The organism is Streptomyces actinomycinicus (genome assembly GCF_016741775.1).
In the GTDB taxonomy this organism is placed as follows: domain Bacteria; phylum Actinomycetota; class Actinomycetes; order Streptomycetales; family Streptomycetaceae; genus Streptomyces; species Streptomyces actinomycinicus.
In genome coordinates this window covers 316,565-341,180 of the sequence record NZ_JAERRK010000001.1, presented here as the reverse complement: position 1 = coordinate 341,180, position 24,616 = coordinate 316,565, and the positions used below count along the sequence as shown (strand labels likewise).

19 protein-coding genes are annotated in these 24,616 nt (G+C 71.8%); 10 read left to right on the top strand and 9 right to left on the bottom strand.

What is annotated here, in order from left to right; genetic code table 11:
• Positions 1 to 11 precede the first annotated feature (11 nt).
• Positions 12 to 674, bottom strand: a complete 663-nt coding sequence (locus tag JK359_RS01555) for a DsbA family protein (RefSeq protein ID WP_201830768.1) — start codon at positions 672 to 674, stop codon at positions 12 to 14.
• Between the two features lie 141 nt (positions 675 to 815).
• Between JK359_RS01555 and pepN (JK359_RS01550) the strand changes: the two genes are divergently transcribed.
• From pepN (JK359_RS01550) to JK359_RS01540, 3 genes are all read left to right on the top strand, one after another.
• Positions 816 to 3,398 carry an aminopeptidase N gene (gene pepN, locus JK359_RS01550; protein ID WP_201830766.1) on the top strand — a complete coding sequence of 861 codons (2,583 nt, stop codon included), beginning with the start codon at positions 816 to 818 and terminating at the stop codon, positions 3,396 to 3,398.
• Positions 3,399 to 3,605: 207 nt separating this feature from the next.
• Positions 3,606 to 4,655 carry a hypothetical protein gene (locus tag JK359_RS01545; protein ID WP_201830763.1) on the top strand — a complete coding sequence of 350 codons (1,050 nt, stop codon included), beginning with the start codon at positions 3,606 to 3,608 and terminating at the stop codon, positions 4,653 to 4,655.
• A 173-nt stretch (positions 4,656 to 4,828) separates the two neighbouring features.
• On the top strand, positions 4,829 to 5,635 hold the full coding sequence (locus JK359_RS01540) for an SGNH/GDSL hydrolase family protein (RefSeq protein ID WP_201830761.1): 807 nt from the start codon (positions 4,829 to 4,831) through the stop codon (positions 5,633 to 5,635).
• A gap of 19 nt (positions 5,636 to 5,654) precedes the next feature.
• Here JK359_RS01540 and JK359_RS01535 read toward each other — a convergent pair whose 3' ends face one another.
• The 6 genes from JK359_RS01535 to JK359_RS01510 form a co-directional block, all read right to left on the bottom strand.
• On the bottom strand, positions 5,655 to 6,848 hold the full coding sequence (locus tag JK359_RS01535; protein WP_201831644.1) for a glycosyltransferase: 1,194 nt from the start codon (positions 6,846 to 6,848) through the stop codon (positions 5,655 to 5,657).
• Between the two features lie 141 nt (positions 6,849 to 6,989).
• Positions 6,990 to 8,144, bottom strand: a complete 1,155-nt coding sequence (locus JK359_RS01530; protein WP_201830759.1) for a serine hydrolase domain-containing protein — start codon at positions 8,142 to 8,144, stop codon at positions 6,990 to 6,992.
• Between the two features lie 94 nt (positions 8,145 to 8,238).
• Entirely contained in the window at positions 8,239 to 10,011 is a 1,773-nt protein-coding gene (locus JK359_RS01525; protein WP_201830757.1) for a TIGR03767 family metallophosphoesterase, read from the bottom strand.
• A 200-nt stretch (positions 10,012 to 10,211) separates the two neighbouring features.
• Positions 10,212 to 10,700, bottom strand: a complete 489-nt coding sequence (locus JK359_RS01520) for an NUDIX hydrolase (protein ID WP_201830755.1) — start codon at positions 10,698 to 10,700, stop codon at positions 10,212 to 10,214.
• A 16-nt stretch (positions 10,701 to 10,716) separates the two neighbouring features.
• Positions 10,717 to 11,682, bottom strand: coding sequence for a pyridoxamine 5'-phosphate oxidase family protein (locus tag JK359_RS01515; protein ID WP_201830754.1), 966 nt, complete (start codon positions 11,680 to 11,682; stop codon positions 10,717 to 10,719).
• Between the two features lie 2 nt (positions 11,683 to 11,684).
• Complete coding sequence (locus tag JK359_RS01510; RefSeq protein ID WP_201830753.1) at positions 11,685 to 12,131, bottom strand: VOC family protein; 447 nt, start codon at positions 12,129 to 12,131, stop codon at positions 11,685 to 11,687.
• A gap of 106 nt (positions 12,132 to 12,237) precedes the next feature.
• On the opposite strand from JK359_RS01510, the gene JK359_RS01505 reads away from it, so the two are divergent.
• From JK359_RS01505 to JK359_RS01490, 4 genes are all read left to right on the top strand, one after another.
• Positions 12,238 to 12,780, top strand: coding sequence for a CGNR zinc finger domain-containing protein (locus JK359_RS01505; protein WP_201830752.1), 543 nt, complete (start codon positions 12,238 to 12,240; stop codon positions 12,778 to 12,780).
• 154 nt (positions 12,781 to 12,934) lie between these two features.
• Positions 12,935 to 16,231, top strand: coding sequence for a S8 family serine peptidase (locus JK359_RS01500; RefSeq protein ID WP_201830751.1), 3,297 nt, complete (start codon positions 12,935 to 12,937; stop codon positions 16,229 to 16,231).
• A 355-nt stretch (positions 16,232 to 16,586) separates the two neighbouring features.
• Positions 16,587 to 17,060, top strand: a complete 474-nt coding sequence (locus JK359_RS01495; RefSeq protein ID WP_236677118.1) for a sortase — start codon at positions 16,587 to 16,589, stop codon at positions 17,058 to 17,060.
• 44 nt (positions 17,061 to 17,104) lie between these two features.
• Positions 17,105 to 17,761: a class F sortase gene (locus JK359_RS01490; RefSeq protein ID WP_201830749.1), complete on the top strand. Its 657-nt coding sequence runs from the start codon at positions 17,105 to 17,107 to the stop codon at positions 17,759 to 17,761.
• Positions 17,762 to 17,975: 214 nt separating this feature from the next.
• Here JK359_RS01490 and JK359_RS01485 read toward each other — a convergent pair whose 3' ends face one another.
• On the bottom strand, positions 17,976 to 19,118 hold the full coding sequence (locus tag JK359_RS01485; protein WP_201830748.1) for a hypothetical protein: 1,143 nt from the start codon (positions 19,116 to 19,118) through the stop codon (positions 17,976 to 17,978).
• A 1-nt stretch (position 19,119) separates the two neighbouring features.
• Positions 19,120 to 19,653 carry an RNA polymerase sigma factor gene (locus JK359_RS01480; protein ID WP_201830746.1) on the bottom strand — a complete coding sequence of 178 codons (534 nt, stop codon included), beginning with the start codon at positions 19,651 to 19,653 and terminating at the stop codon, positions 19,120 to 19,122.
• A 473-nt stretch (positions 19,654 to 20,126) separates the two neighbouring features.
• Here JK359_RS01480 and JK359_RS01475 point away from each other — a divergent pair, with 473 nt between their 5' ends.
• The 3 genes from JK359_RS01475 to pepN (JK359_RS01465) all read left to right on the top strand — a co-directional run bounded on the left by JK359_RS01475 (position 20,127) and on the right by pepN (JK359_RS01465) (position 24,453).
• The gene (locus JK359_RS01475) at positions 20,127 to 21,146 is read left to right on the top strand and encodes an aspartate-semialdehyde dehydrogenase (protein ID WP_201830744.1); all 1,020 of its coding nucleotides are present in this window, start codon (positions 20,127 to 20,129) and stop codon (positions 21,144 to 21,146) included.
• A 306-nt stretch (positions 21,147 to 21,452) separates the two neighbouring features.
• Complete coding sequence (locus JK359_RS01470; protein WP_201830742.1) at positions 21,453 to 21,704, top strand: hypothetical protein; 252 nt, start codon at positions 21,453 to 21,455, stop codon at positions 21,702 to 21,704.
• Positions 21,705 to 21,885: 181 nt separating this feature from the next.
• The gene (gene pepN, locus JK359_RS01465; protein WP_201830741.1) at positions 21,886 to 24,453 is read left to right on the top strand and encodes an aminopeptidase N; all 2,568 of its coding nucleotides are present in this window, start codon (positions 21,886 to 21,888) and stop codon (positions 24,451 to 24,453) included.
• The last annotated feature ends 163 nt before the right edge of the window (positions 24,454 to 24,616 follow it).

Below are 24,616 nucleotides of genomic sequence, written 5' to 3'. Positions count from 1 at the left end.
GTCGCCGGGGGTCACAGGTTGCTGAAGTCGGGGCCCTTGGTGCGGGTGCGCTTGATCTCGTAGAAGCCCGGGACGGAGGCCACGGCGACGGTGCCGTCCCACAGGCGGGCCGCGTCCTCGCCCTTCGGGGCGGGGGTGACGACCGGGCCGAAGAAGGCGATCTGCTCGCCGTCGGGGCCGGGCAGCGCGATGACCGGGGTGCCGACGTCCTGGCCGACCTTCTCGATGCCCTCCTTGTGGGAGGCGCGCAGCTCGGCGTCGAACTCGAAGTTCTCCTGCTCGGCGTAGTCGATGAGGCCGGCGGGCAGGCCGACGTCCGCGAGGGCGCCGGCGACGGCTTCCAGGGTGGGGCCCTCGCCGTTGTTGTGGATGCGGGTGCCGAGCGCGGTGTAGAGGGGGCCGAGGACGTCGTCCCCGTGCTTCTGCCAGGCCGCGGTGACCACGCGCACCGGCTGCCATGCCGTACGGGCGAGCATGTTCCGGTAGTCCTCGGGCAGTTCGTCGAGCTTGTCCTCGTTGAGGACGGCGAGGCTCATGACGTGCCAGCGGACCTCGATGTCGCGGAGCTTCTCCACCTCCAGCACCCAGCGGGAGGTCATCCAGGCCCAGGGGCACAGCGGGTCGAACCAGAAGTCGACGGGGGTCTTTCCGGACGGGGCGGCGGTCTCGGACATGGGGCTCCTCAGCGAAACACTCGGTTTCAGGGTTCAACCGGGTCGTGGCCGTCCGCATTCCCCGCTGTCCGCCGTCAGGAGCACATGGCAGGATCGGTCCTGATCAGTCACCATTCACGCGATCACGAGGGAGTGCCGTCCGTGCCCGGTGAGAATCTGTCCCGCGACGAGGCCCGGGAGCGGGCCGCCCTGCTGTCCGTCGACGGTTACGACGTGTCCCTGGACATCCGGTCCGCCGTGGGCGACGGGGACGGTGAGCCGCGCACGTTCCGCTCGGTGACCACCATCCGCTTCCGCTGCAACGAGCCGGGCGCGTCGAGCTTCGCCGATCTGATCGCGCCGGGCGTGACCTCGGTGTCGCTCAACGGCCGGGACCTGGACCCGGGCGAGGTCTTCGACGGCTCCCGGATCGCGCTGGAGGACCTGGCCGCCGAGAACGAGCTGGTGGTGGACGCGCAGTGCGCGTACTCGCGCACCGGTGAGGGCCTGCACCGCTTCGTCGACCCGGAGGACGGCGAGGTCTACCTGTACACGCAGTACGAGCCGGCCGACTCCCGCCGGGTGTTCGCGAACTTCGAGCAGCCGGACCTGAAGGCGCCGTACCGGTTCGAGGTGCGGGCGCCCGAGGGGTGGACGGTGTGGAGCAACGGCGCCGGTGAACTGGCCGACGGTGTGTGGCGGTTCGCGGAGACGAAGCCGATCTCGACGTACATCACGTGTGTGGTGGCGGGCCCGTACCACTACGTGACGGACTCGTACACCCGCACCTTCGAGGACGGCACCAAGCTGGAGATCCCGCTCGGCGCACTGTGCCGCAAGGGTCTCGCCCCGCACTTCGACGCCGACGACGTCTTCCTGGTCACCAAGCAGGGCCTGGACTTCTTCCACGACCACTTCGACTACCCGTACCCGTTCGGGAAGTACGACCAGGCGTTCGTGCCGGAGTACAACCTGGGCGCGATGGAGAACCCGGGGCTGGTGACCTTCAGGGAGGAGTTCATCTTCCGCGGGAAGGTGACGCAGACCTCGTACGAGAGCCGGGCCAACGTCATCCTGCACGAGATGGCGCACATGTGGTTCGGCGACCTGGTCACCATGGTCTGGTGGGACGACCTGTGGCTGAAGGAGTCCTTCGCCGACTTCATGGGCACCTTCGCGAACGTGGGCGCCACCCGGTTCACGGACGCGTGGATCACCTTCGCCAACCGCCGCAAGGCGTGGGCGTACCGCGCGGACCAGCTGCCGTCCACGCACCCGATCACCGCGGACATCCGCGACCTGCAGGACGCCAAGCTGAACTTCGACGGCATCACCTACGCCAAGGGCGCCTCGGTGCTGAAGCAGCTGGTGGCGTACGTCGGCCAGGACGCGTTCCTGGAGGGTGCCCGGCGCTACTTCAAGCGCAACGCGTACGGCAACACGCGCCTGGGCGACCTGCTGTCGGTGCTGGCCGAGACCAGCGGCCGGGACATGTCGGAGTGGGCGCGGTCCTGGCTGCAGACGGCCGGCGTGAACGCGCTGACCCCGCAGGTGCTGCTGGACACCACGGGCGGCCGGATCGCCGAGCTGGCGGTGCTCCAGGAGGCCCCGGAGTCGCACCCGGAGCTGCGCCCGCACCGGATCGCGGTGGGCCTGTACCGGCGTACGCCCGAGGGCGCGCTGGAGCGGTACGCGCGCGTGGAGACGGATGTGCACGGCCCGCGGACGGTCGTCGCGGAGCTGGCGGGTGCCGAGGCGCCGGAGCTGGTGCTGGTCAACGACGACGACCTCACCTACTGCAAGATCCGTTTCGACGAGACCTCGCTGGCCACGCTGCGGACGCACCTGGGCGCGCTGACGGATCCGCTGGCCCGTGCCCTGTGCTGGTCGGCGCTGTGGAACCTGACCCGGGACGGGCTGCTGCCGGCCCGGGACTTCATCGCTCTCGTGCTGCGGTTCGCGGGCCGCGAGTCGGACATCGGTGTGCTGCAGATGCTGCACGCCTGGGCGAACTCGGCGCTGGTGCATTACGCGGCGCCCCAGTGGCGGGAGACCGGCGGGCAGCTGCTGGCCGAGGGTGCGCTCGGGGAGCTGCGGGCGGCCGGGCCGGGCAGTGAGCACCAGCTGGCGTGGGCGCGGTTCTTCGCGGCCGTGGCCCGTGCCGAGCCGGACCTGAAGCTGCTGAAGGACCTGCTGGACGGGACCACCTCGGTCGACGGTCTGGAGGTGGACCAGGAGCTGCGCTGGGCGTTCCTGGAGCCGCTGGCGGCGCACGCGGTGGCCGACGAGTCGGTGCTGGCGGCCGAACTGGCCCGGGACGACACGGCGTCGGGCAAGCGGCACCAGGTGCGCTGCCTGGCCGCGCGGCCCTCGGCGGCGGTGAAGGCGCAGGCGTGGGCGCAGGTGGTGGAGTCCGACGCGCTGTCGAACGCGCTGGTTGAGGCGACGATCGCGGGCTTCGGGCAGCCGTCGCAGCGGGAGCTGACCGCGCCGTACGCGCAGTTGTACTTCGCGGCGATCGAGCGGGTGTGGCAGGAGCGGTCGATCCAGATCGGCATGGACGTGGTGCGGGGCCTGTTCCCGGCGCTCCAGGACCGTCAGGAGGTCCTGGACGCCACGGACGCGTGGCTGGAGGCGCACCGGGAGGCGGCGCCCGCGCTGCGCCGGCTGGTGCTGGAGGCGCGGGACGACCTGGCGCGGGCGCTGCGCGCACAGGCGTGCGACGCGACGGCAGCGGACCACTGACCTCTGGCCTGGGCTTTCCGCCTGGGTGACCGTTACGAAATTCGGGCAAACACAGCCGTAACCCCTGGTCCACACCTGATTGGACCAGGGGTTTTCCGTCCCTACTCGGCACCCGAACACCTGACCTTTAGTACCGTCTTGTCCGGAATTTTCGACGGCCGTGTAACAGCGGTTAAAGACGGGACCGGGGGCGGGAATCCCGTCGCCATGACGCACAACACCCCGCTCTCCCCCCGCCCCCTCCACCACCTCGCCGAGGCCCACCGCCGCGTCCTGACGGCCGGCCGGCTCCGCGCCCACGGCGTGACCCAGGCCGAACTGACCGAGCAGTGCCGCCCGGACGGCCCCTGGCAAGTCCTGCTGCCGGGCGTGGTCCTGCTCCACCCCGGCCCGCCGACGAGCGAGGAGCGGCTGCACGGTGCGCTGCTGTACGCGGCGCGCGAAACGGCACCCGCGGTCCCGTCCCAGCCCGGCGCCGGGGACCCGCACCGGCCGGTGTACACGGAGGCCGTCGTCACGGGACTGGCCGCGCTGACCCTGCACGGCTTCGCGTCCACCCCGCCGCTGCTGTCCCTGGACCGCGTCGACGTCCTGATCCCGCGCATGCGCCGGCTGCGCTCCTCGGGCTACGTCCGCGTCCTGCGCACCTCCGCCCTGCCCCCCGCGCACACCGTGACGGGCCTGCCGGTGGCGCCGGTGCCGCGGGCGCTGGCGGACGCGGTGGCGGAACTGACGGACGCCGAGGCGGTACGCCGGCTGCTGACCGAGGCCGTGCGCGGCGGGCACTGCGAACCGGCCGCCGTGGTACGGGAGTTGACGAACGCCAAGCTGCTGGGCCGGCCGCACGTGGTGGACGCGGTGGACTCGCTGCTGGCCGAGGGCCGGGCGATCGCCGAGGACCGGCTGTACCGGATGGTCCTGGAGTACGGCCTGCCCGACCCGGTGTGGAACGTGGACCTGCGCCTGCCCGGCGGCCCCCACCTCGGCGGCCTGGACGCCTACTGGCCGGAGCAGGCGGTGGCGGTGGAACTGGACACGCGGGCACCGCGCCAGGACCACCGGCAGGACGACGACGAGCTGTGGTCGGAGTACGCCCGCAAGCGCGAGCACCTGGAGCGCCTCGGGATCACGGTCGTCCACATCACCCCCAGGAAGCTCAGGGAGTCCCTGGAGCAGCAGGCGGCGGTGGTCCGCACGGCGCTGATGGCGTCGGGCGACCGCGATCCGGCCGCGTACGTCGTGGTGCTGCCCCGGTAGTGACCGGCCGGGCGGGCATCAGGAGGGGAGAGGACGGGCCACCGGACCGGCACCGGTGGCCCGTCCTCGTGCGCGCCGCCGTGTCCACTTCTGCTGCGCCGCCCGGGTGAGGGCTCACCGGAACGGACGAACACGGCGGGCGGGGGGTGAGCGGGCCGCGGTACAGGAGACTCATGAGACAGTCCCGGATAGCGGCCTGCACGGCCTCCCTCCTCCTCGCGGCCGCCTGCGCCTTCGCCGACCCCGCGACGGCAGAGGTCCCGCAGACCGCCGCCGCCGAGTACGTGGCCCTCGGCGACTCCTACTCCGCCGGCGTCGGGGCCGGTGCCTACCTGCCCTCCGGCACGGGCTGCAAGCGCAGCAGCCGGGCGTACCCCGTCCTGTGGGCCGAGGTCCACTCGCCGTCGTCCTTCAGCTTCGCCGCCTGCAACGGCGCCCGCGCGAGCGACGTCCTCACCGACCAGCTCGACCGGCTCGGCGCGCGCACCCGCCTGGTCACGCTCACCGTCGGCGGCAGCGACTCGGGCTTCGCCACCGTCATGACGGTCTGCGCGCTGGGCGGCGGCACCCGGTGCGCGTCCGCCGTCTCCAGTGCCCGCGCCACCATGGACGGGCCCCTCGCGGAGAACCTGAACCGTCTCTACACGACGATCCGGAACAGGGCGCCGAGCGCCCATGTGGTGGTGCTCGGCTATCCGCACCTGTACCACCTCAGGGGCGCCTGCGTGGTGGGCCTGCCGGAGGCGCAGCGCTCCGCGATCAATGCCGCCGTGGACCACCTCAACGAGGTGATCGCCAAGCGCGCCGTCGACCACGGGTTCACCTTCGCCGACGTCACGGGCACCTTCGCCGGCCACGAGATCTGCTCCTCCCGGCCCTGGCTGCACAGCGTGGACGTGCTGGCGATCACCGAGTCGTACCACCCCACGGCACCGGGCCAGTCCCTGGGCTACCTGCCGGTGCTCAGCCGGGTGACCTGACCGGGCCGGCGGGCGCGCGCTACAGCGGCTCGGGCAGCGTCGGCACGCGCGCGGACTCGTTGTGGACGCCGTCGAGCAGCGCCGCGTACGCCGCGATCATGCGGGTGCGGCTGAACCGCTCACGGCTCGCCGCCAGCGCCGGGGCGAAGCCGGCACGGCCGGCGACCGCCGCCGTCCAGGCCCGGGCGACGGCCTCCGGGTCCTGCGGGGTCACGAAGCCGTGGCCCCGGACGATCTCCGCGCTGTCGCCCACGTCCGTGGTCACGGGCACGGCACCGCACATCATGCCCTCGATCAGGCACAGCGGCGCCGCCTCGCCCGAGGCCGAGGTCAGGGCGACGACGTCGGAGCCGGCGTAGACGGTCTCCATGTCGCGGCGCACACCGAGCAGACGAATCCTTTCTGCAAGGTGCCGGTCCGCTCCGAAGGCGATCTCGATGTCGGCCCACAGCGCCGGGTTGCCGGCGTTCATGCCCGCCCCGCACATCAGGACCTGGCCCTCGGGCTCGCGGGCGAGCCAGGCGCGGGCGGCACGCAGGAGCAGCGGGACGTTCTTCATCGTGGCGTAGCGGGCCGCGAAGACGATCACCGGTGCCGCGGCCGGGATGCCCAGCGAGGCGCGGAACGCGAGCCGGGCCGCCGGGTCCGGGCGGAAGCGGAGCAGGTCCACTCCGTTGGGGATGACGTGCAGCACCTCGCCCGGGACGCCCGCGGCCTCGTACGCGGCCCGCGTGGACTCGGCGCAGCACACGCAGGCCACCACCGTGCCGTCGGCTATCGCGGCCTTCAGCTCGTCCAGGGCGGGGCCCTGGTTCTCGGGGTCGGAGCGGTGCAGGCCGACCACGACCGGGCGGCGGGGCAGCCCGGCCTGGTTCAGCAGCGCCAGCGGCTGCTCCTTCAGCGACAGGATCACGTCCGCCCCGGCCATGGACCGAGCGGTTTCGGCCAGCTCCGGGCCGCTGAAAACGTTCGCCGCGACCGTGCCGTCCACCAGGCCCGCGGTACGGCCGAGCGAGGTCACGCCGACCCCGCCGGCCGTCAGCGACCGGTAGCAGGCGTCATCCTCCATGCGCTGCCGGGTGGCCTCGCGGTGGACCTCACCATGGATGCTGAGCACCTGGTGGGACTGGCCGCCCTCGGCCAGCCCCAGAACGACGTCGGTGTGCACGATGCGGGCTCCTCCGGAGAAGAACCCCTCGTAGACCGACAGCACACGCAGTTCGTGCCTCGCGCGCACACGACCACCCGCCTTGCACAAGAATCGAGCCATCCCCGTCCACAGCGGGATAGCCGATATGAGGCGGTACGGACATTACGTCCCGGTTAACGCGCAATGACGCCGACGAAACGTCGGCTAACAGAACTCCTTCTCGATCACGGCCGCCGTGTCACCCGCCCAGTCCCCGTTGAAATTGAGCGCGAGGGAATGCCGGCCGTCCGCCGTCGTCGCGGCCGAGGAGGCCGAGCCGTGAATGCCTCCGTCATGACCCCAGACATGGACACCGCAGGTCAGCTTGGTGTCCATGAGACCGAGGCCATAGCCGATGTTCGGGGCCCCTTCGATCTTCACCGTCGTCTTCATTTCCTTCAGCTGCCGCGCCGGAAGGAGCTTCCCGCGCAGCAGGGCACTGTAGAAGCGGTCCAGATCCGCGGAATTCGAGATCATTTCCCCGGCGGAGAAGGCAATGGTGGGACTGAGGTTCGTGACGTCGTACGTCCGGCTCGTCGCGGGCTCGGTGAATTTCGAGTAGGCGCGGCTGCTCGGCCGTGGCACGGTGACCCGGGTGCCGGGCACGGAGGTGGCCGTCAGGTGCAGGGGCCGGATGATGCGGCGGCGGACCTCGGTGGCGTAGGGGTGGCCGGTCACCTTCTCGATGACCAGGCCGGCCAGGACGTAGTTGGTGTTGGAGTAGTTCCAGGACGTGCCCGGTGCGAAGTCCGGCTCGTGCCGCATCGCGACGGCGACCAGTTCGCGCGGGGTGACCGTGTCGTAGCGGTGCCGGAAGAAGCCGTCCCTGAGGAAGTAGCTGCGGGCGAAGTCCTCGTCGGCCGTGTAGTTGTAGATGCCGCTGGTGTGGTTGAGGAGCCGGCGGACGGTGATGCGACGGCCGTCGTGACCGTGGCCGCGCACGACGCCCGGCAGCCAGCGGTCCACCGTGTCGTCCAGGGATAGCCGGCCCTCCGCCTCCAGCTGGAGCAGGACGGTGGCCACGAAGGACTTGGTGATGGAGCCCACGCGGTAGCGGTCGGCGGCCGAGCGGGGCGCGCCCGTGCGGAGGTCGCCGGTGCCGGCCGTCGTGGACCAGGTGCCGTGGGTGTCGTTCGCGGTGGCGGTCACGCCGGGCACGCCCGCCTCGACCGCCTCCTCGATCGCCTCGCGGGTGGCGGCGTGGCCCGTGCCGGGCCGGCCGCCGTCGGACCGGCCCCCGGTGGCCGCCAGGGCCGGAGCCGCCAGGGCCGCCGTGAGGAGCAGGGCGGTGCCGCCCACCAGGGTCGCGCGTGCACGCATGTCTTCCCCCAACGTGTGATGTGCCGGTGTGGTCGGGGGAAGGGACCGGGGGAGTTTCGCGAAGGTTGCCTTGTGTGGGCCGGTTGAGTGACTTTCAGCCCTTCTTCAGCACCAGCTCGGTGTTCCGGTCGGCCGTGGTGCCTGCGAGGGTCTTGTTGGCGCCGGGGGCGTTGTAGGACAGCTCGCGATACAGGGCGGCGAGACCGGTCTGGGACAGGTCGGCGTAGTCGGTGCGGTGCGGGGCGGCGGACTCGATCAGGGTGGTGAACAGGGAGATCGTGCCGTCCTTGTTGTCGACCAGCTCGATGATCCGGGCGAGCTGCGGGTAGTCGACGTGGGAGGCGGTGGAGATCTCCCAGAAGGAACGCCCGCCGGAGGCCTTGTGCGGGGTGATGACGTTCTTGTGGATGTGCCCGTTCACCCAGGCCAGCACGTTGGCGTGGGAGGAGAGCACGGAGACGACCTCGGCGCCGCCGTGCCGCTTCTCGCCGGGGCGGGCCGGGTCGGGGCGGGTGTTGGTCATCGTCTTGCTGGTGTGGTGGCTGAAGACGACGGCGTAGGAGTCCTTGTTGTCCTTCAGCGTCCTGTCCAGCCACTTCAGCTGGGCGGTGCCGAGGGAGCCCTCGTAGTGGCCGCCGGCGTCGGTGGTGTCGAGGCTGATGCCGATGACGTCGTCGGAGATGCGGAAGGCGTAGTACTGGGTGCCCGCGTCCAGGTTCGCCGAGGAGTAGCCGTGGCCGACCGGGCCGTGGCCCTGGTGGGCGGGGTCCAGGTGGGCCTTCAGGTAGTCGGCCTGGGTGTAGGGGGCGCGCTTCTCGTCGGCCGTGACCGAGCGCATCGAGCGGGCGTGGGCCTTGAGGAAGTCGCGGTAGCCGGTGCCCTTGGGGTCCTTGGCGTTCTTGATGGCGTCCTGGAGCTTCTTGGCGTCGGCGGCGGAGACGCTCATCAGCTTCTTGCCGCCGATGGCCGCCTCGGCGAGGTAGCGGTCGCCGTGGGAGCCGTAGCAGCCGAGCGGCAGGGAGTCGTGGTTGCCGACGGTGGAGTACCAGGGCACGTCGAGGCCGGGGCTGCGCACCTCGCGGATCGCGGCGGCCAGGAAGCCCCCGAGGTGGGGGAAGCCGAGCGCCTTGTCGTTGTCGCGGGTGGTGGTGCCGGGCTGCCAGTACAGCTTCAGACCGCTGTTCTGCACGCCCTCGTAGTGCCTCGGGTCACCGGAGTTCGGGGTGATCCGGCCGCCGCTCATCACCTTCATGAACCACTCCAGCTCGGAGTGGGCGTTGTTGTCGGTGTTGTCGCCGGTGGTCATCACGAAGTGCAGCGGGGCGCCGGTGACGGGGGCGCCGCGCAGCGCGTTGACCCGCTCCACGAGGGAGATCGCGCCGGGCACGGTGAGGGCCTCGTGCGGGCGCCAGGCGTGCACGTCGTGGGAGCGCAGGTACTCCAGGCGCAGCGGGTGCTGGACGTCCATCAGGTGCAGGTCGGTGAACTGCACGAAGGAGGCGAGTGCCGTACGGCGGGCGGCGCGCCCGGACTTGGGCGCCGCCAGCTCGCTGCGCACGACCCGCTTCCAGCCGGCCCCGTCACCGAGCCGGCGGTAGCCGGAGCTGTTCCGCGGGGCGGCGACGGAGGCGACGGTGGTGCCCTTGGTGTAGGGGGCGAGCGGGGCCGCCGCGGCGGCCCGTCCGGAGTGCGCGACGGGCGCCTCCGCCTCCGGTGCCGCCGCCGGCGGGGCGGTGGCGGCCTCGCTGTCGGTGGGACGGAGGGCGTAGCCGACACCCGCGGAGAGCGAGACCGCTCCGGCGGCGGCGAGGACGGTACGGCGGTTGACCCCCAGAGCGGAGGTGGCGACAGAGCGTATGCGCGACATGGCGCGATCTCCCCGAGTGCGAACGCGTCGGCAGTGGTCGCGGGTCGTCGCGGACGCGAACGTCCCGCTCACTGTGGATCGTTGGCAGCGGGGATGACCTGCGCGTGAACGCGGCGGCAACGCGCAGCGCCGATCACCGTACGTGGATCACGGGGTACCTGGTGCGGTCATGGAGTGGATTGCGGGTGGCCGGGGGGCAGTTACTCCCCGTTCATCTCTCGGGGTAGGGGACGGTCCTCGGCGGCGAGATGACCGTTCGCGGGGCGTTCCCGCCACAGGCGCAGCGCCACGTCGACCAGGCGCACCCGGTTCAGGTCCGAAAGGACCGAAAGGTCCTGCCATGCAGCGAAATCAGTGGATCCGCCTACTTCATGGCGGAGTTCGCCGCCGATGATCTCCCCGGTGTAGATGAGCCGCAGAGCGTGGTGGTCGGTGCGGCGGCGCGGCCCGCGACCGCGGAAGAGATGCCGGCGGGAGTCCACACCGAGGAGACCGGTCACCTCGATGCGGTAGCCGGTCTCCTCGGTGACCTCGCGGCGGACGGTGTCGTAGGGGTTCTCGCCGTGCTCCATGCCGCCGCCGGGCAGCACCCACTCGGGCGTCCCGTCAGGGGCCGGTGAGCGGGCCAGCAGGATCTGTCCGTCGCGGACGCACACGGCGTAGGCCGCCACCCTCAAGTTCCGTCGCATGTCCTGAAGTTAACCGTTACCCGGGGTTGGCCGGTGAGTACTCCGGCGCGGACCAGCGCAGGGGCAGGGCGGCCGGGGTCCACAGGGCCTCGGCGAGGGTGAAGCGGACCGTCCGTGCGCCGTCGGCCGCGAACTCGGTACGGGCCTCGCCGGTGAGCTGGAGGGTGGTGCCGGTGTCCCAGTCGAGGATGAGCAGGCCGGCGCGGGGGTCGGTGCGCAGGTTGCCGAGGCTGAGGAACATGGCGTTGCCCGGGTAGTCCGGCCAGGCCAGTTCGTGCGGTGAAACGACTCGCACGAAGCCGGGGTTGCCGCCGCGGTGGCCGGCGTCGGTGCCGGCGGCGTGCACGGTGGCGAGGAAGAAGGTGTCGGCGGCCCGGACGAACGCGGCCTGTTCGGCGCCGAGTTCGGTGAGCCGGTGGGGGCTGCCCGGCGTGCGGGCCGGGACGTACTCGTAGGACTGCCTGCGCTGGATGTACTTCGGGCAGTTGGAGAACACCTGGTCCGCGGCCACCGCGAAGCCGGTCGCCGTGGGTTCGAGCCGGCCGTTGAGGCGCATGCGGCGGCGGGTGCGGGGGTCGAGGGCGAGGGTGCCGATGAAGGTACCGGCCGTTCTCAGGGCCCGGGCGAGGGGGTCCGCGCCGCCGTCCGGGTGCGGGTCGTGCGTGGTCGCCCGCGCAGTTCCCCGCGCCCCTTCGGGCCGGCCGGCCGGCCGTCGGACGGAGGTGGGGGCGGTGTCCCGGGTGACGGACATCCGCCGGAGGCCCGTCGCGCGGGCGAAACCCGGAGTGCCCGTGAGGGCCGATGCCCACACCCTGCCCGTTTCCGGGGCCGCCGCGCCGACGACGAGCAGCGGCTGGAGTTCCAGGAAGGCCGCCGCGACCGCCTTGATGTCCTGGCCGAGGGAGCGGCCGACATGGTCGGCGCGGTCGCGGACGCCGGCCAGGTCCTGCACGGCCCGCGAGCCCGCGTGATAGCCGCCCACGGCTAGAAGAAGCCGCAGGTCGGGGCGGAGGCGTGCGGGGCGGGGGCCTCCTCGGCGCCCTCCGGTACGGAGATCTCCAGGCGGGTGCCGTCCGGGTCGTGGAAGAAGAGGCCGCCCGAGGCGGAGCCCTCCCGGTGGGCGACCACACCCTCGTGGGCGAACTCCACGCCGGCCGCCTTCAGTGCCGTCTCGTACTCCCGGACCCGGTCCATCGAGCCGGCGGCGAAGGCGAGGTGGTGCAGTCCGGCCCGGCCTGCGTCGTACGGCCCCTGCGCCTGCTGCCAGAGGGTGAGGACCGGGCGGTCGCCGCCGTCGCCGAGGTAGGCGTAGCGCCGGCCGTCCTCCTTGCCCTCGGCGAGCAGGGCGAAGCCGAGCACGTCCCGGTAGAAGGCGAGCGAGCGGTCGAGGTCGGTGACGTTCAGGCCGGTGTGCGCGGTGCGCAGGATCATGGCTCCCCCTTGAGGATGTCTAACCTTCGTCATTCACATTAGACAGTTAGACGGGACAGGTCAACCGGCGACGTACCCTTGAGGGGTTAGACGCGAAGGAGTGCCCATGTCCGCCACCCGCGACCCCCGCCCGCTCACCGGTGAGCCCCTCGCGCTGGACCTGCTCAACACCCGGTGGAACAAGGAGGGCGTCACCCAGGACCTGCTCGCGGATCCGGAGGGCCTCGCGGTGTGGCTCGGGAGCAACGGGCTGGCCGGGGCCCACCCGGCGAGCCCGGAGGTGCTCGGACATCTGCGGGAGGCCCGCGAGGCGATCAAGGCCGCGGTGGACGGGGCGGACGAGCGGGCGGTGCCACTGGTGGACGCCGTACTGGCGCACGGCCGGATCCGGGCCCGGCTGACCGCCACGGGCCCCGCCGAGGAGGCCGAGTTCGCCGACCCGGCCTGGGGCCCCGCCTGGCTGGCCGCCCGTGACTACCTGGAGCTGCTCACCCGGGCCCCGGAGCGGATCCGCACCTGCGCCGGCGGCGCCTGCATCCTGTACTTCCTCGACACGTCCCGGAACGGCACCCGCCGCTGGTGCTCGATGGCCGCGTGCGGCAACCGGGCCAAGGCGTCCCGGCATTACGCCCGCTCCAAGGAGAACTGAGCACATTCGGGGCTGATCAGCCCGTATCCGCTCACATCCCATCGCGGGTTTTCCCCATACATTCATATCGATTCGGTCAACGGTCCCCTGCGAGGGGGCCCTTGGGTAAGGCTGAGCGCTCTCGTCCGCTCGTTCCTTTACCTGAGGGATGCCGATGACCCACACGCCCGAGCGTGATCCCATACCCGGCCCGAGACGCCTGGCCCGCATAGCCGTGGCCGTGGGTGTCGTGGCCGCACTCTCCGCGGCGGGGCCGATACCCCTGGCCCTCGCCGCGGACACGCCGCCCGCCCCGGCCGCCGACGCCGGCGTCAAGTCCGCCGACGACAAGCTCGGTTCGGACGACGCCGCCCTGCTCGCCGACGCCAAGGCCGACGGCGACAAGAACGTCACGATGATGATCGCGACCTCGCCCGGGAAGACGGAGCAGGTCGCCGGGGAGCTGGACGCGGTCAAGGGCGGCCTGGTCGGCCGTACCGACGACAAGCTCGGCTACGTCCGGGCCACCGTCCCGACCGCGAAGGCCGACTCGGCCATCGCCGCCGCCGCGAAGCTGTCCTCCGTGCAGGCCATCGACCTCAAGCAGGAGATCCCGCTCGACGACCCGGCGCCCGGCGGCGCCAAGTCCGCGACGGGCAAGGCCGCCTACCCGGCCCCGGGCAAGAACACGCCGGCGGAGAACCCGTACAACCCGTCCTTCGAGACCGGTGCCGTCGACTTCGTCGAGGACCACCCGAAGGCGGACGGCCGCGGCATCACCATCGGCATCCTGGACTCGGGCATCGACCTCGGGCACCCGGCGCTGCAGAAGACCAGCACCGGCGAGCGGAAGATCGTCGACTGGGTGACCGCCACCGACCCGGTGTCCGACGGCGACGGCACCTGGCGGCGGATGACCACCGGTGTCTCCGGCCCCTCCTTCTCCATCAGCACCGCCTCGCAGGGCACCGAGAAGTTCACGGCGCCCGAGGGCTCGTACAAGTTCAACTACATGTACGAGTCCGCCACCGCCGGCGGTGACGAGAAGGGCGACCTCAACCGCGACGGCGACACCACCGACGCCTGGGGCGTGCTGTACGACCCGGCCACCGGCACGGTGCGCGTCGACACGAACGACAACCTGGACTTCACCGACGACACGCCGATGAAGCCCTACAAGGACGACTTCCAGGTCGGCTACTTCGGCACCGACGACCCCTCGACGGACGTCGCCGAGCGCGTCCCGTTCGTGGTCGAGACCCGCAAGGACGTCGTCTACAACTCCTCCGGCGCCAAGGCCGACTACGTCAACATCGGCGTCATCGAGTCCGAGCACGGCACCCACGTCGCCGGCATCACCGCCGCCAACGGCCTGTTCGGCGGCAGGATGAACGGCGCGGCCCCGGGTGCCAAGCTCGTCTCGTCGCGGGCCTGCACCTGGAGCGGCGGCTGCACCAACGTCGCCCTCACCGAGGGCATGATCGACCTCGTCACCAAGCGCGGCGTCGACATCGTCAACATGTCGATCGGCGGCCTGCCGGCGCTCAACGACGGCAACAACGCGCGCGCCGAGCTGTACACCCGGCTCATCGACACCTACGGCGTCCAGCTGGTCATCTCCGCCGGCAACTCCGGACCCGGCGCCAACACCATCGGTGACCCGGGTCTGGCCGACAAGGTGATCTCGGTCGGCGCCGCCATCTCCAAGGAGACCTGGGCGGCCAACTACGGCTCGGCCGTGGAGAAGAAGTACGCGATGATGCCCTTCTCCTCGCGCGGCCCGCGTGAGGACGGCGGCTTCACCCCGACCCTGACCGCGCCCGGCGCCGCGATCAACACCACCCAGACCTGGCTGCCGGGCTCCCCGGTCGCCGAGGCGGGCTATTCGCTGCCGGCCGGCTACTCGATGCTCCAGGGCACCTCGATGGCGTCCCCGCAGGCCGCCGGCGCCTCCGCGCTGCTGCTGAGCGCCGCGAAGCAGAAGGGCATCGACCTGCCGCCCGCCACGCTGCGCACGGCCCTGATGTCGACCGCCGACCACATCAAGGGTGTGCAGGCGTACGAGGAGGGCGCGGGCCTCATCAACGTCGTGGACGCGTGGGACGCCGTCAAGGACGGCGCCACCGCGCACGACTACACGGTGAAGGCGCCGGTCGACACCGCGATCGACTACGCCCTGAAGACCCCGGGCTTCGGCACCGGCCTGTACGACCGCGAGGGCGGTCTGAAGGCGGGCCAGAAGAAGACGTACGACGTGACCATCACCCGTACGTCCGGCCCGGACAAGGCGGTCCGGCACGAGCTGCACTTCGAGAACAACGCCGGGCACACGTTCCGGATCGTCGGCGACGACGTGGTGAAGCTGCCGCTGAACCAGCCGGTGACCGTCAAGGTGCAGGCCGCCCCGGAGTCCGCGGGCCTCAAGAGCGCGATCCTCGAGGTCGACGACCCGAAGACCGAGGGCATCGACAAGCAGGTCCTCTCCACAGTCGTGGTGGCGGCCCCGGTGGACTACACCTACTCCGCGGCCGGTTCGGTGCAGCGCAACAGCACGCAGTCGTACTTCCTGACCGTGCCCGAGGGCGCCAAGTCGCTGGAGGTCGCGATCGGCGGGCTGAAGGACAAGAGCCAGACCCGGTTCATCGCCATCCACCCGTACGGCGTGCCGTCCGACAACACGTCGACCCCGTACTGCTACAACAACTACCTGGACGGCAACGGCTGCAAGCCCGACGTGCGCTCGTACGCCGACCCGCAGCCCGGCGTCTGGGAGGTCGAGGTCGAGGCCCGGCGCACGTCCCCGCTGCTGGACAACCCGTACAAGCTGGACGTCGCCGTTCTCGGCGCGGCCTTCGACCCGGAGACCGTGACCGTCCCCGAGGTCAAGGTGGGCACCCCGGCCGCCGCCTCCTGGAAGGTGACCAACACGTTCGCGGCGCTGGACGGCAAGCTGGTCGGCGGCCCGCTGGGTTCCGCGAAGTCGGCCCGCCCGGCGATCAAGCAGGGCGAGACCCAGACCACCACGGTCGAGGTCCCGGCCGGCGCCAAGTCCCTGGACGTGGCGATCGGCGGTGTCTCCGACACGGCCGCCGACCTCGATCTGACGGTGTACGACGCGAGCGGCAAGCAGGTCGCGCAGTCCGCCGACGGTGACTCGGAGGAGGCGGTCTCGGTGCCGTCCCCGGCCGCCGGCACCTACACCATCCAGGTCGTGGGCTACTCGGTCCCGTCCGGCTCGACCGACTACGACTACCGGGACGTGTTCTTCTCCCCCACGCTCGGTTCCGTCACGGTCGACGGCTCGGCCCCGGTCAAGCTCGGCACGGGCGCGTCGGCGACGGTGTCCGGCCAGGTCACGGCCGCTGCGGAGGCTCCGGCCGGCCGTGAGTTCTTCGGCCGGGTGCAGCTGGTGAACGCGCGCGGCACGGTCGCGGGCAGCGGCAGCGTGAAGATCGAGAAGGTCACGCCGTAACGGAGTGATCCGAGCGGGAGGGGCGGGTGTCCAGACGGACGCCCGCCCCTCCTGCCGTCGGCGGCGCGGCCACGCCCGCGACGGTGCCGGACCGGGGGGAGCGCATCGGCCGGCCTTCACCGATATGGGTCCCGGGTGGCGGGGTGACCGGTACCGGTGATCTTCGCGGCGGTGACCTGCGCAAGCGAACGGAAGAGGGGCCCGGTGACACCTGACTGGCCGACACATGTGGCGGTCCGTCAGGTTGCGGAGCTGACGGTCTGTCGATTGCCTCGTGAGCGTAAACACCGCAGAGACGCCACGCAGACAGGCCGGACACCGGTCCCGTTGGAGGATTCGCATGCGTTACAGACACATGGGTGCAGGTATCGGCCTGGCTCTCGGTGCCCTGGGACTGCAGATCCCGGCCGCTGCCGCCGACGACTCGGAGGTCAGCATCGACCCGTGGAACGCCGCCCCGGGTTCCACGGTCACGGTCAGTACGAGTGCCTGCGACCCCGACGCGGACTACGGCAAGGGCAACTCGGAGGTGGCAGGGGACTTCCACCTCTTCGAAGGCGACGAGGAGGGGGTGCTCACCGGCCAGTTCCAGATCCCCGAAGGAGCCGGGCCGGGCAGCGACACGGTCACCCTGAAGTGTCCGCCACTGACCAAGGTCACGGAGACGTACCAGGTCACCGGCCGGTCGCCGAGCGGCTCGGTCAACGCCGGCTTCGGACCCGCCGACGGCTCGGGCACCGCGCTCGCGCTGGGCGGCGGGCTGCTCGTCACGGCCGCCGCCGGCGGTGCGGTCTGGCTGTGGCGCCGCCCCGAGGACAAGCACGCCTGATCGTCCTGATCCGCACCCGCCGTGAGAGCGGAGGCCCCACCGCGATGGCACCCAGGCACCGCACCGGCACTCCCCGGGATCCGTTCCTCCCCGGAGTGCTCGTGGTGGGCGGCGCGCTGACGGCAGGTGCGGTGCTGCTGTTCAGCGGGGTGCACAAGGAGGAGCCACCGCGGCCGTCGGCGGCTCACGCCCTGCCGGGTCCCGCGCACCCCGCCGGCCCCACGGTCCGTCCGCTGCCCCCCTCGGAGCCGGTCCGGATCCGGATCGCCTCCATCGGCGTGAACGCCCCGATGACGCGCGTCGGCCTCGATGCGGAGGGTGCGCTGCGGACTCCGCCGCCCGAGGAACCCGGCCTCGCCGGCTGGTACGGGGACGGCACCACGCCCGGCTCGGCGGGGACCGCCGTCGCCACCGGGCACGTGGACACCCCCGCCGGCGACCCGGGGGTCTTCTACGACCTCGGCGCCCTGACCGAGGGCGCCACCATCGAGATCAGCCGGGCGGACCGGCGGACAGCGGTGTTCGCCGTCCGCGCCGTCGAGCTGTACGACAGGGAGGGGTTCCCCAGCGAGAAGGTCTACGGCAGTTCCGGCCGGCCCGAACTCCGGCTGATCACCTGCGGCGGCGGCTACACCAGGCGCACCGGCTACCTGGGCAACGTCGTGGTGTACGCGTCGCTGACCGCGGTGAGACAGCGGTGAGGTAGCCGGCCGCCCCCGTTCGCGACGGCGGCCCCTGGTCGCCGGAAGGGCAGGTCAGGTGCCGGAAGGGCCGGTCAGTCGCGGGAAGGGCAGGTCAGTCGCCAGAAGAGCAGGTTGGGTGCCGGAAGGGCCGGTCAGTCGCCAGAAGAGCAGGTCAGGTACCGGAAGGGCAGGTCAGTCGCGGGAAGGGCCGGTCAGTCGCCAAAAGAGCAGGTCAGGTGCCGGAAGGGCAGGTCAGGTGCCGGGAGCCGGGCAGGGCGCCGGTGATCCAGGCGCGGTTGCCGGCCACCCGGGAATCGCCGACGGCCCACAGGCTCGCGCTCTGCCGGCCCTGCCGCACCGCGACGAGGACGTGCTGTCCCGCGCGTGGCGCCGGAGCCGCGCCGGCGTCGAGCAGGAAGCCGGCCTCCGCCGGGCCGTGCGCGGGCTTGTAGGAGCGGATCACCGTCAGCGTGACGCGGCTCCGGGAGGAACCCGGCTGCCGCTCCACCTTCGCCACCGTGCCCTCCACCACCAGCCGGGAGCAGGCCAGCTCGCGTTCCGGTTCCGCCGGCCGCCCGGGGTCCCCGGCCACCTCGCGCCCGGCGTCGCCGGCGCTCTTGGCCGACGCCGCCCCGCTGTCGGTGTCGGCCCCGCCCATGCCGTTCAGGCTGACCAGCCAGCCGAACCCGAGGGCCAGCGAGAAGGCCGCGGCCCCGGCGAGTGTGCCCAGCGCGACACGCAGGGCACGCGGGGGCCCACCCGGCCGCGGCGGCCTGCCCGCCCCCGCGGGACGGGTACGGCTGCGGATGCGCCGGGCGGAGGCCGACTGCGGCGGGCCGGCACCGGGCACGGCGGGCCCGGCGACACCGGACCCCGGCCTGTTCACCGGCCCCCTCTTCTCCCCCGACCCACCGCTCTCGCCGATCTCGCCGGTCTCGCCGCTCTCCGCGGTCTTGCGGGCCTCGTGGGCCTCGTAGGCCTCGTGGGCCTCGCCGATCTCGCCGGTCTCCCGGGTCTCCCCGGTCTCGCCCGTCTCACCGGTACTGCCGGTACTGCCGGTACTGCCGGTACTGCCGGTACTGCCAGTACCGCCAGTACCGCCAGTACTGCCAGTCTCGCCGGTCTCGCGGATCTTGCCGGTACCGCCAGGCTCGCCGGTCTCCCCAAGCTCGCCCGTCAGCGCCTCCGCCATCCAGGCGAGTTGCCCCCGCAGCACCGCGACGTCGGCCTGCGCCGACCGGTGGTCGGCGAGGAACGCGGCGTCACGCCGGGCCTCCTCCGGCAGGGGGTCGCCGGTGATCGCGGCCATCAGGGCGTCCATGCCGCCGTACTCCCCGCCACCGGCGCCGCGTGCGCCCTCGTGTCCGGCGGTCACCTCACACCACCTCGTCCTCGTGCAGCCGGTCGCGCAGCGCGCGGACCGCCGTGTGCAGCCTGCTCTTGACCGTGCCCTCCGGGATGCCCAGCTCCTCGGCGATGTCCCGCACGGGAAGGTCCGCGAAGAAGCGCAGCACGACGACCTGCCGCTGCGCGGCGGGCAGTTCGTCCAGGCCCCGGGCGACGGCGAGGGACAGCAGGCTCGTCTCCTCGCCGGAGGGGTGCGCGGGCTCGTGCAGGGCGGCCAGCCGCTCCCCGAGCCGTTCCTGGCGCCGCTTGGCCCGGTGCCAGTCCATGGCCAGGTTGGAGGCGACCACCGCCGCCCACGCGGACACGTCACGCGGTGCCTCATGTCCGCTCGCCGCCCGTTCCAGCAGTCGCAGCCTCACCTGCTGGACACCGTCCGGCAGGTCCGTCTGCGGCACGCCGCCGAGCGCGAGCACCGCCCGCACCCGGCGTTCCTGGGCCGCGTCCAGCGGATCGCCGGCACCATGGTCTCTCCCCTGACCACGGCGAACCTTTCCGCGCAGCACAGCCACCCCTCCCCTCGCCGCGTTTCCCCTAGGACGCGGGAGGGGGCGGAAACGTTCGCCCCGGCTGCGGGAATGTTCGGCCCCTTTCCCGGGATCCCTCCGGGGCACCGCCGCTGGGCCGGCGGACCCGGGGCACCGGCGGGACCCGGGCACCGCGTACGGAGTCGTACGTCACACCGGCACGGACGCCGAGGTGTCGTACGTCTCCACGGGCGGCATCCAGCACCTCTGCCGGCTGGACGAAAACCACTTCCCCCGGCGGAAAGTCACCGCAACTTCCGGTTTCTGCCGCATCTCGGAAGCATTCCTCCACGTCGGGGCGGTCGGCGAGTGGGTGATCGAGATGCGCGACCGGGCCGAGTACCCGTCCATCCCTTGGGCAAACGATTGGACACGGGCGCCCGGGTCCCCCGCATGATGGGAGGGTCCCGGCCGCCCGGGAACGTACACGCACGTCACGCAGAGGAGTCCCCGTGAAGGTAGGAATCGTCGGAGCCACCGGCCAGGTCGGCACGGTCGTGCGCAGGATCCTCGCCGAGCGGAACTTCCCCGTCGACGAGCTGCGCCTGTTCGCCTCGGCCCGCTCGGCGGGGACGATCCTGGACGGCGTGACGGTGGAGGACGCGGCGACCGCCGACTACACCGGCCTCGACATCGTGATCTTCTCCGCGGGCGGCTCGACCTCCAAGGCGCTGGCCGAGAAGGTCGCCTCCCAGGGCGCCGTCGTGATCGACAACTCCTCGGCCTGGCGCAAGGACCCCGAGGTCCCGCTGGTGGTCGCCGAGGTGAACCCGCACGCCGTCGCCGACCGCCCCAAGGGCATCATCGCCAACCCGAACTGCACCACCATGGCCGCCATGCCGGTGCTGAAGGTGCTGCACGAGGAGGCCGGTCTCGAGGCCCTCATCGTCGCCACCTACCAGGCCGTGTCCGGCTCCGGGCTCGCGGGCGTGGCCGAGCTGCACGGCCAGGTGCAGAAGGTGGCCGCCGACGCCGACAAGCTCACCCACGACGGCGAGGCGGTCGACTTCCCCGAGCCGCAGGTCTACAAGCGCACCATCGCCTTCAACGTGCTCCCCCTCGCGGGCAGCATCGTCGACGACGGTCTGAACGAGACCGACGAGGAGCAGAAGCTGCGCAACGAGTCCCGCAAGATCCTGGAGATCCCCGGGCTGAAGGTCTCCGGCACCTGCGTGCGCGTCCCCGTCTTCTCGGGCCACTCCCTCCAGGTCAACGCCCGTTTCGCCCGCCCGATCCCGCCCGAGCGGGCCACCGAGCTGCTCGCTAAGGCCCCGGGTGTCGCCCTCTCGGAGATCCCGAACCCGCTGCAGGCGGCCGGCAAGGACCCGTCGTACGTCGGGCGCATCCGCCGCGACGAGACGGTGGAGAACGGGCTGGCCCTGTTCATCTCCAACGACAACCTCCGCAAGGGTGCCGCGCTGAACGCGGTGCAGATCGCGGAGCTGGTGGCGGCCGAGCTGTCCGCCGAGTAACACGCCCGGCCAGGAGGGGCGGTCACGATCACGTGGCCGCCCCTCCTCGCGTTCCCGGCCGTCACCGTCCGAGATGCCGAGCCGACGATCGGCCGCTAGCGTGATGGATGAGGGCCGCGATCGGGCGGTGTGCCCGGTGCCAGACGAGTGCCCTGCTCAGCGGGCTGAGAAGCCCCCCGCGGCGCAGGCCCTGTCCCTCGTCCCCCGCGGCAACAGCTAAGACCGCGCCAAGCCCGTACCCACGGAGGCCGCGGCCATCGCCCCCGAACCGGAAACCCCGCGAGGGCGTGGAAGGAAGGTAGGCCCATGAAAGCACTACGCGCGAGGCGTCTCTTCGCAGCATCCGCGATCGGCATCGTCCTGGCCAGTGGCACCGCGCTCGGCGCGGCAGGTACGGCCTCGGCGGCCACTCCCGCCCAGGTCCCGTCTCACGGTGGTTGCTGGGGCGGCGGCTGGAACGGCTGCGGCGGCTTCCGGAACAACTTCTTCGGCAACGGCTTCGGCTTCAACAACGGCTTCGGCTTCGGCGGTGGGGTCGTGGTGGTCGTGGTCGGCTGAGCGTGGTCGGCTGAACGCGGTCGTGGACCGCTGAGCCCCTGAGCCACCGCCGGACGGTCTTCCAGCCGTCCGGCGGTGGCGTGCCGGGGCCCGTGCGGGCACCGTCGGGATCCGGACATCGCGTCACGTGTGGATCCCATGGAAGGATGGCGCAACCGACACATAACGAGGAGATGACCGCGTGCCTGGCACAAACCTGACTCGCGAAGAGGCACAGCAGCGGGCAGAGCTGCTCACCGTTGACTCGTACGAGATCGATCTCGACCTCTCCGGCGCGCAGGAGGGCGGTACCTACCGGTCCGTGACCACGGTGCGCTTCGACGTCGCCCGCGGCAGCGCCGAGTCCTTCATCGACCTGGTGGCGCCGGCCGTCCACGAGGTGGTGCTCAACGGCGACCAGCTGGACCCCGCCGACGTCTTCAAGGACTCGCGGATCGCGCTGCCGGGGCTGCTTCAGGGCCGTAACGTCCTGCGGGTCGTCGCGGACTGCGCCTACACCAACACCGGCGAGGGACTGCACCGCTTCGTCGACCCCGTGGACGAGCAGGCCTACCTCTACACCCAGTTCGAGGTGCCGGACGCCCGCCGCGTCTTCGCCTCCTTCGAGCAGCCCGACCTGAAGGCCACCTTCCAGTTCACCGTGAAGGCGCCCGAGGGCTGGACCGTCATTTCCAACTCGCCGACCCCCGAGCCCCAGGACAACGTGTGGGTCTTCGAGCCGACCCCGCGGATCTCGTCGTACATCACCGCGCTGATCGTCGGCCCGTACCACTCGGTGCACAGCGTGTACGAGAAGGACGGCCAGTCCGTGCCGCTCGGCATCTACTGCCGGCCCTCGCTCGCGGAGTTCCTGGACTCGGACGCGATCTTCGAGGTCACCCGGCAGGGCTTCGACTGGTTCCAGGAGAAGTTCGACTTCGCCTACCCGTTCGCCAAGTACGACCAGCTGTTCGTGCCCGAGTTCAACGCGGGCGCGATGGAGAACGCCGGCGCGGTCACCATCCGCGACCAGTACGTCTTCCGGTCCAAGGTGACCGACGCGGCGTACGAGGTGCGCGCGGAGACGATCCTGCACGAGCTGGCCCACATGTGGTTCGGCGACCTGGTCACCATGGAGTGGTGGAACGACCTGTGGCTGAACGAGTCGTTCGCCACCTACACCTCCATCGCCTGCCAGACCGCGGCGCCCGGCTCGAAGTGGCCGCACGCCTGGACCACGTTCGCCAACTCGATGAAGACCTGGGCGTACCGGCAGGACCAGCTGCCGTCCACCCACCCGATCATGGCGGACATCCGCGACCTGGACGACGTCCTCGTCAACTTCGACGGCATCACCTACGCCAAGGGCGCGAGCGTGCTCAAGCAGCTCGTCGCCTACGTCGGCGAGGACGAGTTCTTCAAGGGCGTGCAGGCCTACTTCAAGCGGCACGCCTTCGGCAACACCCGCCTGTCCGACCTGCTGGGCGCGCTGGAGGAGACCTCCGGCCGTGACCTGAAGACCTGGTCGAAGAAGTGGCTGGAGACGGCCGGCATCAACATCCTGCGGCCGGAGATCGCCACGGACGCCGACGGGGTCGTCACCTCCTTCGCCGTCCGCCAGGAGGCCCCGGCCCTGCCCGCCGGCGCCCAGGGCGAGCCCACACTGCGCCCGCACCGCATCGCGATCGGCCTGTACGACCTGGACGCCGCTTCCGGCAAGCTGGTCCGCACCGACCGGATCGAGCTGGACGTCGACGGCGAGCTGACCGCCGTGCCGCAGCTGACCGGCAAGCGCCGCCCGGCCGTGGTCCTGCTCAACGACGACGACCTCTCCTACGCCAAGGTCCGGCTGGACGAGGAGTCGCTGAAGACCGTCACCGAGCACCTCGGCGACTTCGCGGAGTCGCTGCCGCGCGCCCTGTGCTGGGCCTCGGCCTGGGACATGACGCGGGACGCCGAACTGGCCACCCGCGACTACCTGGCGCTGGCCCTGTCCGGCATCGGCAAGGAGTCCGACATCGGCGTCGTGCAGTCCCTGCACCGCCAGGTCAAGCTGGCCATCGACCTGTACGCCGACCCGGCCGCCCGCGAGTCCCTGCTGACCCGCTGGACCGACGCCACGCTGGCCCACCTGCGCACGGCCGAGCCGGGCAGCGACCACCAGCTGGCCTGGGCCCGTGCGTTCGCGGCCACCGCCCGCACCCCGGAGCAGCTGGACCTGCTGGAGGCCCTGCTGGACGGCAGCCAGACCGTCGAGGGCCTGGCCGTCGACACCGAGCTGCGCTGGGCGTTCGTGCAGCGGCTCGCGGCCGTCGGCCGGTACGACGAGGCGGAGATCGCCGGCGAGTACGAGCGGGACAAGACGGCCGCCGGTGAGCGGCACGCGGCGACCGCGCGCGCGTCCCGGCCCACCGCCGAGGCCAAGGCCGAGGCGTGGGCGTCGGTCGTCGACTCCGACAAGCTTCCCAACGCCGTGCAGGAGGCCGTGATCGGCGGCTTCGTGCAGACCGACCAGCGGGAGCTGCTCGCGCCGTACACGGACAAGTACTTCGAGGCCGTCAAGGGTGTCTGGGAGTCCCGCTCGCACGAGATCGCCCAGCAGATCGCCGTCGGCCTGTTCCCCTCGGTCCAGGTCTCCGCGGAGACCCTGGCCAAGACGGACACCTGGCTGGCCTCGGCCGAGCCGAACGCGGCCCTGCGCCGCCTCGTCTCGGAGTCCCGCTCGGGCATCGAACGCGCGCTGAAGGCCCAGGCGGCGGACGCCCGGTAGTCCTCCGCCCGGCAAGGGGCGCCCGGTGCCTCCCGCACCGGGCGCCCCTTCTCCGTTCGGCCCGCGCGTCCCGCCGTGCGGCTCGGGCGCCGGGAGGCGGCACCGGCAGGCCGTCGCGTCCCGGCACGACGTCCGGATACCGCCGGTGCGCGGCCCGGCGACG